Origin of the sequence: Pseudomonas sp. JZ134 (assembly GCF_051027695.1) — a bacterium.
Taxonomy (GTDB): Bacteria; Pseudomonadota; Gammaproteobacteria; order Pseudomonadales; family Pseudomonadaceae; genus Chryseomonas; species Chryseomonas luteola.
Map to the genome: position 1 here is coordinate 822581 of NZ_CP069250.1, position 12426 is coordinate 835006.

At 56.0% G+C, this 12426-nt stretch carries 13 protein-coding genes and 1 tRNA gene; 6 read left to right on the top strand and 8 right to left on the bottom strand.

Translation table 11 applies throughout. The features are described 5' to 3' along the window. Positions 1–89 precede the first annotated feature (89 nt). The 8 genes from ychF to JQR86_RS03655 all read right to left on the bottom strand — a co-directional run bounded on the left by ychF (position 90) and on the right by JQR86_RS03655 (position 6963). Entirely contained in the window at positions 90–1190 is a 1101-nt protein-coding gene (gene ychF / locus JQR86_RS03620) for a redox-regulated ATPase YchF (protein ID WP_010795625.1), read from the bottom strand. 23 nt (positions 1191–1213) lie between these two features. Beyond that, on the bottom strand, positions 1214–1798 hold the full coding sequence (gene pth, locus JQR86_RS03625) for an aminoacyl-tRNA hydrolase (protein WP_010795624.1): 585 nt from the start codon (positions 1796–1798) through the stop codon (positions 1214–1216). Positions 1799–1950: 152 nt separating this feature from the next. Beyond that, positions 1951–2568: a 50S ribosomal protein L25/general stress protein Ctc gene (locus JQR86_RS03630; RefSeq protein ID WP_010795623.1), complete on the bottom strand. Its 618-nt coding sequence runs from the start codon at positions 2566–2568 to the stop codon at positions 1951–1953. A gap of 107 nt (positions 2569–2675) precedes the next feature. Continuing rightward, complete coding sequence (locus tag JQR86_RS03635; RefSeq protein WP_019364854.1) at positions 2676–3617, bottom strand: ribose-phosphate pyrophosphokinase; 942 nt, start codon at positions 3615–3617, stop codon at positions 2676–2678. Positions 3618–3661: 44 nt separating this feature from the next. Continuing rightward, positions 3662–3736: transfer RNA gene (locus JQR86_RS03640), tRNA-Gln, on the bottom strand. Positions 3737–3767: 31 nt separating this feature from the next. Further along, a complete protein-coding gene (gene ispE / locus JQR86_RS03645; RefSeq protein ID WP_019364855.1) occupies positions 3768–4616 on the bottom strand; it encodes a 4-(cytidine 5'-diphospho)-2-C-methyl-D-erythritol kinase in 849 nt (282 codons plus the stop codon). Continuing rightward, positions 4613–5224: a lipoprotein insertase outer membrane protein LolB gene (lolB, locus tag JQR86_RS03650; RefSeq protein ID WP_026003815.1), complete on the bottom strand. Its 612-nt coding sequence runs from the start codon at positions 5222–5224 to the stop codon at positions 4613–4615. Before lolB ends, ispE begins: the two co-directional genes overlap by 4 nt. Before the next feature lie 8 nt (positions 5225–5232). Further along, positions 5233–6963: a tetratricopeptide repeat protein gene (locus tag JQR86_RS03655; RefSeq protein ID WP_407362261.1), complete on the bottom strand. Its 1731-nt coding sequence runs from the start codon at positions 6961–6963 to the stop codon at positions 5233–5235. 133 nt (positions 6964–7096) lie between these two features. Between JQR86_RS03655 and hemA the strand changes: the two genes are divergently transcribed. From hemA to JQR86_RS03685, 6 genes are all read left to right on the top strand, one after another. Continuing rightward, the gene (hemA, locus tag JQR86_RS03660; protein ID WP_150346695.1) at positions 7097–8365 is read left to right on the top strand and encodes a glutamyl-tRNA reductase; all 1269 of its coding nucleotides are present in this window, start codon (positions 7097–7099) and stop codon (positions 8363–8365) included. Continuing rightward, positions 8362–9444 (top strand): peptide chain release factor 1, encoded by a 1083-nt coding sequence (gene prfA / locus JQR86_RS03665; RefSeq protein ID WP_125887448.1) that lies wholly within the window; start codon positions 8362–8364, stop codon positions 9442–9444. Before hemA ends, prfA begins: the two co-directional genes overlap by 4 nt. A 1-nt stretch (position 9445) precedes the next feature. Beyond that, positions 9446–10276, top strand: a complete 831-nt coding sequence (prmC, locus tag JQR86_RS03670) for a peptide chain release factor N(5)-glutamine methyltransferase (protein WP_312270383.1) — start codon at positions 9446–9448, stop codon at positions 10274–10276. Beyond that, positions 10270–11028 (top strand): molybdopterin-synthase adenylyltransferase MoeB, encoded by a 759-nt coding sequence (locus tag JQR86_RS03675; protein ID WP_407362260.1) that lies wholly within the window; start codon positions 10270–10272, stop codon positions 11026–11028. Before prmC ends, JQR86_RS03675 begins: the two co-directional genes overlap by 7 nt. Then, complete coding sequence (gene murI / locus JQR86_RS03680; RefSeq protein ID WP_407362259.1) at positions 11018–11812, top strand: glutamate racemase; 795 nt, start codon at positions 11018–11020, stop codon at positions 11810–11812. Before JQR86_RS03675 ends, murI begins: the two co-directional genes overlap by 11 nt. Before the next feature lie 89 nt (positions 11813–11901). Next, positions 11902–12426, top strand: coding sequence for an acyloxyacyl hydrolase (locus JQR86_RS03685; protein ID WP_074822353.1), 525 nt, complete (start codon positions 11902–11904; stop codon positions 12424–12426).

Genomic DNA, 12426 nt, shown 5'->3' on the forward strand with positions numbered 1-12426 from the left:
CAACCAGTAGGCGTAAGTTGCTGCTGTCTTGAGCATGTGCAGGTAGAAGGGAAGGGGAGCGGACCTGCATCGCAGGTCCGCTGAGCAGATCAGACGTTGAAGCGGAAGTGCATAACGTCGCCATCCTTGACGATATAATCCTTACCTTCCAGGCGCCATTTGCCTGCTTCCTTCGCGCCATTTTCACCCTTGTACTGAATAAAGTCGTCATAGGCGACCACTTCGGCGCGGATGAAGCCTTTCTCAAAGTCAGTGTGAATCACGGCAGCTGCCTGTGGCGCGGTAGCGCCCACCTTGACGGTCCAGGCACGAACCTCCTTCACTCCGGCAGTGAAATAGGTCTGTAGATTCAGCAGTTCATAGCCAGCGCGGATTACGCGGTTCAGGCCGGGTTCTTCCAAGCCTAGCGACTCAAGGAACATATCCTTTTCTTCACCATCATCCAGCTCGGCAATTTCAGCTTCGATTTTGTTGCATACCGGAACGACAATTGCGCCTTCTTCGGCAGCAATGCCTTTGACGATATCCAGATGCGGATTATTTTCGAATCCGTCTTCAGCCACGTTGGCGATATACATGACTGGCTTGCTGGTCAACAGATGAAAGCCGCGTACCATGCGCTTCTGCTCGTCATCCATGTCCTTCAACAGGCTGCGCGCAGGCTTTCCTGCTTCGAAATGAGGAATCAGCTTTTCAAGAAGTGCTTTTTGAGCTACTGCCTCCTTGTCGCCGCCCTTGGCGTTGCGAACCACTCGCTGCAATTGCTTCTCACAGCTTTCCAGGTCCGCAAAAATCAGCTCAAGGTCAATGACCTCAATGTCTCGCTTGGGGTCAACGGAGTTGGCTACGTGAATAACGTTTTCGTCTTCAAAGCAGCGAACCACATGAGCAATGGCATCGGTTTCGCGGATGTTGGCCAGAAACTTGTTTCCAAGGCCTTCGCCTTTGGATGCGCCTTCTACCAGGCCGGCGATATCCACGAACTCCATGGTTGTAGGGATTACGCGCTCGGGCTTGACGATCTCGGCCAGTGCATTGAGTCGAGCATCAGGCATTGGCACTATGCCGCTGTTCGGCTCGATGGTGCAGAACGGAAAGTTTTCTGCAGCAATGCCGGACTTGGTGAGGGCGTTGAATAGAGTGGACTTGCCAACGTTGGGCAAGCCGACGATGCCACAGTTAAATCCCATGAAATTGTCCCTCGCGGAGTAGGTTAGGCCTTCTGGCTATGCAAGCGCTGCATGGCACGGGTCCAATCCCCGGCCAGAATGTCCGGCAGCACGCCGAGGGCAAAATCGATACTGGTATCCAGCAGTTCCTGTTCGGCACGTGGCGCGCGGCCCAATACGTAGCCGGAGACTAGACTGCTATGCCCCGGATGGCCAATGCCAAGCCGTAGGCGATGAAAACCGTTTTGGTTGCCCAATTGGGCAATGATATCGCGCAAGCCGTTATGACCACCGTGCCCGCCACCTTTTTTCAACTTGGCAACACCCGGCGGCATATCCAACTCATCGTGGGCGACCAGAATGGATTCCACAGGAATACGGTAAAAACCTGCAAGCGCCGCAACCGCTTGGCCGCTACGGTTCATGTAGGTCGTAGGAATCAAGAGGCGAACATCATGGCCGTCATGTGTAAATCGGCCCGTCAGGCCATGATACTTGCGATCAGCGACTAGATTGACATGATGTTGAGCAGCAAGACGTTCAACAAAAAGGGCCCCCGCATTATGCCGCGTCTGTTCGTATTCAGCGCCTGGATTACCCAAGCCAACGATCAGTTGTACGGCAGTCATAACGGGAGCCCTTCTTCCTAAGTTTGTCTATGAGGTTAAGGCAGCGACTATACAGACAGAGTAACCCTATCGAGAAGCGCATCAGGGCGATGCGCTCATAATAGTCTGCTGTAGAGGCGTTACCTTCTCCTCAACAAGCCTTAGGCAATGCCTTACTCAGCAGAACCTTCGCCTTCGCCCTCAGCCGGAGCCTGGACGCGGGACAGGTGGATGCTTGCTACTGGCAGGTCGCTGCCATGAGCCAGGGATACCAGCTCAACGCCAGCCGGCAGCTTCAGGTCGCTCATGTGAACAATCTGGTTCAGCTCGACCTTGGACATGTCGACTTCGATGAACTCAGGCAGGTCTTTTGGCAGGCAAGAGACTTCTACTTCGTTCACGTTGTGCGAAACTTCACCGCCGCCTTGCTTAACGCCAATGGCAGCTTCCTGATTGATGAAGTGCAGCGGAACGGTTGCGGTCAGCTTTTGGCCAGCCACTACACGCAGGAAGTCAGCATGCATAACGTAGCCCTTGGCAGGGTGACGCTGCAGTGCCTTGATCAGAACGCTTTCGTTCTGGCCGTCAACGTTCAGGTTGATTACGTGGCTGAAAGCAGCCTCGTTGTTCAACAGCTTGGCCAGATCCTTGCCTTCCAGCGTAACGGATACAGGCGCTTTTTCACCGCCGTAAATTACGGCAGGAACTTGTTCGGCATTACGACGCAGGCGGCGGCTCGCACCTTTCCCCAGGTCGGAACGCGCTTGGGCATTCAGAGTAAAGTCGACCATTTGTAGTCTCCTAAAAAAGACAATTGCCTGAGTCACTTGCGACCAGCGATCAGACCATTGACTAAAAAGCCCCGCATGATGCGGGGCCGTTATACCAACACCAGTTCTTAACGGAACATGGCGCTGATGGATTCCTCATTGCTGATACGACGCACAGCTTCGGCTACCACTGGAGCAATGTCCAACTGGCGGATACGAGTGCAGGCTTGCGCAGCAGCAGAAAGCGGAATGGTGTTGGTAACGACAAGCTCATCAAGAACGGAAGTGTTGATGTTCTCGATTGCGCGTCCGGAAAGCACGGGGTGCGTGCAATACGCCAATACCTTGGATGCACCATGCTCTTTCAGAGCCTTGGCGGCATGGCAAAGTGTACCGGCTGTATCAACCATGTCGTCGACTAGCACGCAGGTGCGGCCTTCGATGTCGCCAATGATATGCATCACTTCGGACTGGTTGGCTTTCGGACGGCGTTTGTCGATGATCGCAAGATCTACGCCCAGGCTTTTAGCCACGGCGCGTGCGCGAACAACACCACCAATGTCGGGAGAAACAATCATCAGGTTCTCGAAACGCTGGTCTTCGATATCGTCGACCAGAGCGGGGGAGCCATAGATGTTATCAACGGGAATGTCAAAGAAACCCTGAATCTGGTCGGCATGAAGATCGACAGTCAGAACTCGGTTGACACCGACAACGGTAAGCATGTCGGCCACTACTTTAGCGCTAATAGCAACGCGTGCGGAGCGCGGGCGGCGATCCTGACGTGCATAGCCGAAGTAGGGGATAACAGCGGTGATTCGGGTAGCTGAGGAGCGGCGGAAGGCATCAGCCATCACGACCAGTTCCATCAGATTATCGTTCGTAGGTGCACAGGTCGGCTGAATCAGGAAGACGTCCTTACCACGAACGTTTTCGTTGATCTCGACGCTGATTTCGCCATCGGAGAATTTACCGACGGAAACATCACCTAGAGGAATGTGCAGCTGACGCACAATGCGCCGTGCCAGATCGGGGTTAGCGTTCCCCGTAAAGACCATCATCTTGGACACGCTGCAGTACCTGCCGGCTGAGGGTGGACCTGATGAAAAGGAAATGGCAGGGGCGGCTGGATTCGAACCAACGCATGGCAGGATCAAAACCTGCTGCCTTACCGCTTGGCGACGCCCCTGTGACGTTTCAGATACAGTTGTACCTGTTTCTCAGAACAAACTTCCCAGTTTACGGTGCAACATTGAAGTGTTGCTTCCTTTAGCTACGAAGCTTGGCAGGGTAGCTGGAAGTTGGTCCGCAACTTTAACAGCTTCGGTCTGATTTGGGAACCCCCCAAATATGCAACTACCAGTGCCGGTTAATCTAGCTGAAACAAATTTGTTTAGCAAGATCAAAGCGTTACGTATTTCTGGATAACGCTTTTCTACCACGCTCTGGCAATCGTTTCGACCGCCCCACTCGAGAACGGGGCGAACTTTACTGGGAGGCGTGTCACGTGTCAACAGGGGATCGTTAAAAATTTCTGCTGTACTTACAGACACTTGCGGAACAGCCACCAGATACCAGGGCTCTTCTATCTCTACCGGCGTCAGTCGCTCACCAATCCCTTCCGCCCAGGCTGCCTTGCCTCGCACGAATACCGGAACGTCCGCGCCAAGGGTAAGGCCAAGCTCTGCCAGTGCCTCTTCGCTGACGTTGAGCTTCCAGAGGTAATTCAGCCCGAGCAGGGTAGTCGCTGCATTCGAGCTGCCGCCTCCGATACCACCGCCCATGGGCAGCCGCTTATCCAGCCAGATATCCGCTCCAAGAGAGCAATGAGTTGTCTGTTGGAGAAGCCGAGCGGCACGAACGATCAGGTTGGAATCATGTTCAACACCGGGAAGGACGGTATGCAACCGGATCTGACCGTCATCACGCAGCGCAAACTTGAGCTCATCGGCATAGTCCACGAACTGAAACAGTGTCTGCAACTCGTGGTAGCCGTCGTCGCGCCGACCCAGGATATGAAGGAAAAGGTTCAGCTTGGCTGGGGCCGGTAAGGTCAACACGTCTTTCATTGGCCTAGCTGGCGTGGCTGCCAGTCCTTGATAACCAGTGTCACATCGAGGTCCTGACCTTTGATCTTCAAGCGCTCGGGCAGGCTGTAGCCATTCTGTTCGGTGTAGCGGGTGTACTCTACGGTCCAGCCGTCCTGGACGAGGCGGGACAGGTGACTGTCGCCGTCCAGTGTAAGTTGGCTGCGGCTGTCTGGAGCTGGAAGTCCACGCACCCACCAGAGCAGATGGGAAACGGGTAAGCGCCAGCCGAGCTGCTGCTCAAGAAGCGCCTCGGGGGAGTCTGCGTGGTAACGCCCCTGATTAGCTACCTCCAGCGTGACGTCGTCTGGGCGTCCCGTCAGACGGGCTGCGCCACGGCCTAGAGGTCCTGACAGGCGTATATCGAAATACCCTTGCCGTTGAAGCCAGAATAGGGTGCCACTGCCGGAATCATTGGGAGCACGGATACCTACCTTGCCGTTGATTTGCCAACCGTCCAGCGTCGTAATGCGTGCCTTGTGAGCCTTCCAGGCCGCGCTGTTGCCATGCCCTTCGACCGTTTCATGGGGCACTTGACCCGCGCACCCGGCCAGGAATGCCAGAAATGCCGTTATGAGGATAAAGCGGATATTGAATTTCACAGTGTTTCTGAGCCTGTCAATCGTTTGAGCGTGCTACGTAGCACGGCGTTATCAGGGGACTGTTCAGCAGCCGCCGCCCATACCTTGCGTGCTTCCTGCTTCTTGCCTCGCGCCCAGAGAACTTCGCCCAGATGTGCGCCGATCTCGGTATCGGGGAAGCGCTGAAGGGCTTGGCGTAGATACTGCTCTGCAAGATCAAGCTTGCCCTGGCGGTAATTGATCCATCCCATGCTATCGAGGATAGCGGGATCATCAGGATTGATCTGATGAGCTTTCTCGATCAGCGTGCGTGCTTCGGCGTAGCGGGTCGTACGGTCGGCCAGGGTGTAGCCGAGTGCATTGAGCGCCATGGCATTGTCGGGATCCTGCTTGAGAATAAGGCGTAGATCCCTTTCCAATTGACTAAGGTCTCCGCGCTTCTCCGATACCATGGCACGGGTATAGAGTAAATTGAGGTCGTTTGGATACTGCTTGAGGCCCTGCTGGATGGTATTCCAGGCCGCCTCCGACTGATTGTTGTTGGTCAGGCTTTCGGCCTCGAGCAGGTAGAGCTGGACCGCATAGTCAGGCTGGCGTTGGCGAGAGGCTGCAAGAAGCGATTTGGCTTCTTCGAATCGCCCCTGACCCATCAGGATTTCAGCCTGACGCTGCTGGGCGGGTAGGTAGTCGCTACCCGGGCCGACCAATGCGTATTGGGTCAGCGCCTGTTCGGGATCATTCAATTCCTCGGCGACACGCCCCAGGTTGAAGTGGGCCGCGTCCACGTGGCTGCCACGCTGAACCAGTTCTTCCAGATAGGTGCGTGCGTCAGTCCAGGCCTCGGCTTCCAGGCATACCAATGCCAGGGAAAAGCGAAGGTCGTCATCGTCGGGAAACTGTGCGACCAGGTCCGCAAACTCCTGCTTGGCCTGATCAAGCTTGTTTAGCTCAACCAGCAGGCGGGCATGAGCGAGGCGCAGACGTTTATCGTCCGGATGCTCCTTGATTCCATTTTCCAGCAGCGGAAGGGCTTCCTTGCTACGACCAAGACTCTGAAGCATGCGGGCTCTGAGCAGCAGCGGTGCCACTTCATGTCTGGCGGCAGGGTGATCTTCCAGTAACGTCAGCGCCTCGTCGACTCGTCCGTCCTGCTGAAGCAGCAGGGCCTTGCCGAACAGCAGTTGGCCGTTCTCGGGGTACTTGGCCTGAAGGCGATCAAAGCTTTTGAGCAGGCCCGCGCGGGTGTCTGCGTCCGTCTCGGCTGCCGACAGGGCAAGAAAATCGAAATGGGTGTCGCCCTGGCCCTGCAGAACTTTCTCCATGTAGGTCATGGATTCGTCGTACTGGCCGGCACGTGCCAACATGATGGCAGCAGCGCGTTGGGCATCAAGGTTGTCTGGCGCGTTCTTCGCCCATATAACAGAGGTATCCAAGGCGGAACTGTCTGCACCCAGGTATTCTGCGATGCGAAACGCGCGTTCGGCTACGCCGGGATCCTGAGTGCTCTGGGCCTGTTCGACGTAATTGGCCAATGCAATATCGAATCGATTGCGTTGCCCGGCCAGTTCTGCAACCAGCAGGTCATATAAGGTGTCTTCCCTGAAGGAGCCGTACTTTTCCGGCTGGGCTGGCGCAGCAGCAGGTGTAGCCTGTTCAGGTTTGGTTTGTTCGGAATTCGTGTGGCTGGCCAGGTTTTGGCAGCCACCCAATAGCAGCGCAGTGGTCAGCAGCGCGAGATATTTAGTCATGAGATCGAAACGGCCTCTCTGCATTCAGCCCATCATGCCACAAGGTATTAGGCAAGCACATGGGCCTGATAGTTGTCGTTCAATCGACGACGTAGGACAATTACCGGCTTTCCAAAAAACTTAGCGATTCTGCATGGCTTTCCTCGCGCTTGGCATCAATCACAAGACCGCCTCAGTGGATGTACGCGAACGTGTAGCGTTCACCCCTGAGCAAATGGTAGAGGCATTACGGCAACTGTGCCGGGAGACCTTGAGTCGCGAGGCGGCCATTCTGTCGACCTGTAACCGTAGTGAGCTCTATCTGGAAATGGAGCAGCCCCTTCCGGACAACGTTCTGGCATGGCTCGCCCACTATCATCATCTCTCGCTGGATGAGTTGCGTGCCTGCGCGTACATTCATGAGGATGACGAGGCGGTCCAGCACATGATGCGTGTAGCGTCCGGTCTGGACTCCATGATCCTGGGCGAACCGCAGATTCTGGGCCAGATGAAATCAGCCTACGCGGTAGCACGCGAAGCGGGCACCGTAGGCCCCTTGTTAGGGCGTCTTTTTCAGGCAACGTTCAACACGGCGAAAAGTGTCCGTACCGATACCGCCATTGGCGAAAACCCGGTTTCGGTTGCCTTTGCTGCGGTAAGCCTGGCCAGGCAGATCTTCAGTGATCTCAATCGCAGCCAGGCGCTTTTGATTGGCGCAGGAGAAACCATTACGCTGGTGGCAAGGCACCTCTACGAGCAGGGCGTCAAGCGGATTGTGGTCGCCAACCGGACACTCGAGCGCGCCAGTCACCTGGCAGAGCAGTTCGGGGCGCATACGATTCTGCTTGCCGATATTCCGGAAGAGCTGCCCAATAGCGACATCGTGATCAGCTCGACGGCAAGCCAGTTGCCCATCCTGGGTAAAGGGGCCGTTGAGCGTGCGCTCAAGCAGCGCAAGCACAAGCCGATGTTCATGGTGGATATTGCAGTGCCGCGCGATATCGAGCCGGAGGTTAGCGAGCTGGACGATGTGTACCTGTACACCGTCGACGATCTGCATGAGGTCATCACCGAGAACCTTAAGAGCCGGCAGGGCGCTGCCCAGGCGGCCGAAAAACTGGTGCTGGCTGGGGTCGATGAGTTCATGCATCGTCTGCGTGAGCTGGCAGCGGTGGATGTATTGCGAGCCTACCGGCAACAGGCCGAGCAGATGCGTGATGACGAACTGGCTCGTGCTCAGCGGCAGCTCGCCAATGGTGTTGCGCCTGATCAGGTGCTGGCCGCGCTGGCACGTAGCCTGACCAACAAGTTGTTGCACGCGCCTAGTGTGCAACTCAAGAAATTGTCTGCTGAAGGGCGCATCGATGCGCTGGCTTTGGCTCAGGAACTGTTCGCTCTCGACGAGGGCGTGGATAAAAAATGAAAGCCTCTCTGCTGCAAAAGCTCGATGGATTAAATGATCGTTTCGAGGAGCTGACAGCGCTGCTCGGTGATGCCGACGTAATCAGTGACCAGACCCAGTTTCGTGCTTATTCGAAGGAATATGCAGAAATCGAGCCGGTCATCATGGCGCTTCGGGAATTTCGCAAGGTGCAGGCCGATCTGGAAGGCGCTCGTGCCCTGCTAAAGGACAACGACCCGGAAATGCGGGCTATGGCCGAAGAAGAGGCCGAGCAGGCAGAAGCCGCACTGATCGACCTGGAAAATCAGCTACAGCGAATGCTGCTGCCTCGTGATCCTAATGACAGTCGCAACGTTTTCCTTGAGATTCGTGCCGGAACCGGTGGAGATGAGGCCGCCATTTTTGCCGGGGATCTGTTCCGCATGTATTCGCGCTATGCCGAGCGTCAAGGCTGGCGCATAGAGGTCATGTCCGAGAACCTGGGCGAGCATGGTGGCTACAAGGAAGTGATTGCCCGTGTAGAGGGCGACAACGTCTACGCCAAGCTCAAATTCGAGTCTGGCGCCCATCGTGTTCAACGGGTTCCCGAGACCGAGTCTCAAGGGCGAATTCATACATCGGCCTGTACGGTGGCTGTGCTGCCGGAACCTGATGAGCAGGCAGCTGTGGAGATCAACCCGGCGGATTTGCGTATTGATACCTATCGCTCCTCCGGCGCCGGTGGTCAGCACGTCAACAAAACCGAGTCGGCCATTCGTATCACGCACCTTCCCAGCGGTATTGTCGTTGAGTGCCAGGAAGAGCGTTCACAGCACAAGAACCGCGCCAAGGCCATGGCGTGGTTGGCGGCCAAGCTCAATGACCAGCAACAGGCGGCACATCAGCAGGCTATCGCCAGCACCCGTAAATTGCTGGTAGGCTCAGGGGATCGTTCCGAGCGTATCCGGACCTATAATTTTCCACAGGGCCGTGTGACTGATCACCGTATCAACCTGACCTTGTACTCTCTGGGTGAAGTCATGGAGGGCGCGGTGCAACAGGTCATCGAGCCTCTCCTGCAGGAATATCAGGCCGACCAACTGGCGGCCTTGGGGGACTGATATGGCCACTATCGGGGCATTGCTCAAGGAAGCGCGCCTGCCGGATTCACCCAGCGAGCGTCTGGATGCCGAATTGCTGTTGGCGGCTGCGCTGGGAAAGCCGCGTAGCTTCCTGCGTACCTGGCCTGAACGTATTGTGACGCGTGAAGCCAAGGATCTTTACAGCACCTTTATCGAGCGTCGTCGAGACGGGGAACCGATAGCTTATATCCTGGGCCATCAAGGATTCTGGTCGCTCGATCTCGAGGTCTCGCCTGATACCCTGATACCGCGCCCTGACACGGAGCTTCTGGTTGAAACTGCGCTGGCTCTGACAGATGCCGAACGCAGACGCGTGCTTGACCTGGGAACAGGTACTGGTGCCATCGCCCTGGCGCTGGCCCATGAGCGTGCGCAGTGGCAGGTAATGGGGGTGGATCGTGTAGACGGCGCGGTAGTGCTCGCTGAGCGAAATCGGGCACGACTGGGCATTTCGAATGCCTCTTTTCAGCAAAGTCATTGGTTCGCTGCGCTTTCCGCAGAGCGGTTTGACGTCATTGTCAGCAATCCTCCCTATATTCCACACAATGATCCGCACCTTGATGAAGGGGATGTTCGCTACGAGCCTGCCTCTGCATTGGTTGCGGGTGACGATGGTCTGGATGATATTCGCCTTATCGTTCAGCAGGCCCCGGAACATTTGTTACCCAGTGGATGGCTGCTTCTGGAACATGGGTTCGATCAGGCTCCAGCGGTCAGGTCGCTACTGACTGAGCAGGGCTTCATATCGGTTGAAAGCCGTCGCGATCTGGGTGGGCATGAGCGCGTGACACTGGGGCAGCGGCCGTGCTGAGCGATGCGGAGCTGTTGCGCTACAGCCGGCAGATTTTATTGCCTCAGATCGATATAGAAGGGCAGCTGCGTCTCAAGCAGGGCAGGGCGCTGATCATAGGCCTGGGTGGCCTGGGCTCCCCGGTTGCGCTGTATCTGGCCGCCGCTGGTGTGGGGGAGTTGCATCTTGCCGATTTCGACACGGTCGACATGACCAATCTGCAGCGGCAGGTCATCCATGACACGGCCCAGGTAGGGCGTAGCAAAGTGGATTCGGCGCTGGATCGGCTGCAGGCGATCAATCCTAAAATCACCTATAACGCTTACCGAACTGCCTTAGATGCCGACTCTCTGGCTGCAGCGGTCGAACGCGTAGACGTCGTGCTGGACTGCTCCGATAATTTTTCCACTCGAGAGGCTGTAAATGCCGCGTGTGTATCCGCGGCTCGGCCTTTGGTAAGTGGTGCTGCCATTCGACTTGAAGGGCAGCTCAGCGTATTTGACCCAAGACGTGAAGACAGTCCGTGTTATCACTGCCTCTACGGTCATGGCAGCGAGACGGAGCTAACCTGCAGTGAAGCTGGGGTCGTAGGGCCTTTGGTAGGACTGGTAGGAAGCCTTCAGGCGTTGGAAGCTTTGAAACTGCTTGCAGCGTTCGGCTCTCCTCTGGTGGGGCGCCTGCTGTTGATTGATGCGCTCACGTCACGCTTCAGAGAGCTGAAAGTGCGCCGTGATCCTGCTTGTGAGGTATGTGGGAAACGCCATGCCGAGTAATGCACCTATTGGTGTCTTTGATTCTGGCGTAGGCGGATTGTCCGTCCTGCGTGAAATTCATGGGCTTCTACCGGGTGAGTCGCTGTTATATGCAGCGGATTGTGCTCATATTCCTTACGGGGAAAAAGATCCGGCTTTCATTCGTGAGCGTTGCCAGCAGGTAGCTGAGTTCTTTCTCGAGAAAGGCGCCAAGGCGATGGTGCTCGCGTGTAATACAGCTACCGTAGCGGCTGTAAACGACCTGCGGGAATGTCATGCACAGTGGCCTATCGTGGGTATGGAGCCTGCGGTGAAGCCGGCGGCTGCAGCGACAAAGTCGGGTGTGGTGGGGGTTCTGGCAACCACTGGAACGCTTCAAAGCGCACGATTTGCCGCCTTGCTGGATCGCTTCGCCAGTACGGTCAGGGTCGTCACTCAACCTTGTCCGGGGCTAGTGGAGCGGGTAGAGATCGGGGACCTGACTGGTCCTTTGACCCGGGCGCTGCTGAAAGGCTATGTAGCTCCATTGCTGGCGGCTGGTTGTGACACGATCATTCTGGGATGTACGCATTATCCCTTCCTGAAGCCTTTGCTGAGGGAACTGCTGCCTGCTGAAGTTACTCTCATCGACACCGGCTCGGCGGTCGCACGTCGACTGAGTTCGTTGATCTACGAGAAAGACCAGATGGCAACGGACACTCCTTTGGAATGCCGTTTCTGGACAAGTGGGGATGTCGAGCAGTTTTCGACGGTGTTGCCTATCCTATGGGGCAAAGTTGCGTCAGTGGAAACGCTGCCTTTCTGAAATCAGTTAGTTTGCTACCTTTTCAGGATGAGAAGTGTCTCCCATAATGTAACGTTGTACGTGTTACAAAATAATACAAGGACTTTCAGATGAAAAAATTGCTTCCATTGGCCATTGTGGCCGCGCTTTCTGCCGGATCCATTCTTTCCGCTCAGGCGGCTGAGGTGTCCGGCGCAGTAGGTGTAACGGGCCAAGGCGATATGACGTATCGTCTGGGAATGGGCTTCGACTGGAACAAGAGCTGGTGGGAGACATCCACGGGACGCCTGACAGGTTACTGGGATGCTGGCTATACCTACTGGGAAGGCGCTGACCATTACTCTTCCGCCAAGCATTCCCTGTCCTTTGCTCCGGTATTTGTATACGAGTTCGGTAACGGTTCTGTTAAACCCTTTATCGAAGCCGGTATCGGTGTGTCTGTCTTTTCAAGCACTCGTGTCGGTGAAAAGGATTTGGGCTCAGCCTTCAACTTTGAAGACCGCATTGGCGCAGGCGTAAAGATCGGCGAAACCCAGCGAGTAGGCATTCGCGCGACGCATTACTCCAACGCAGGTATCAAGGATCCTAACGACGGTATCGAATCGTACGCGCTGTTCTACAGCCACACGATCTGA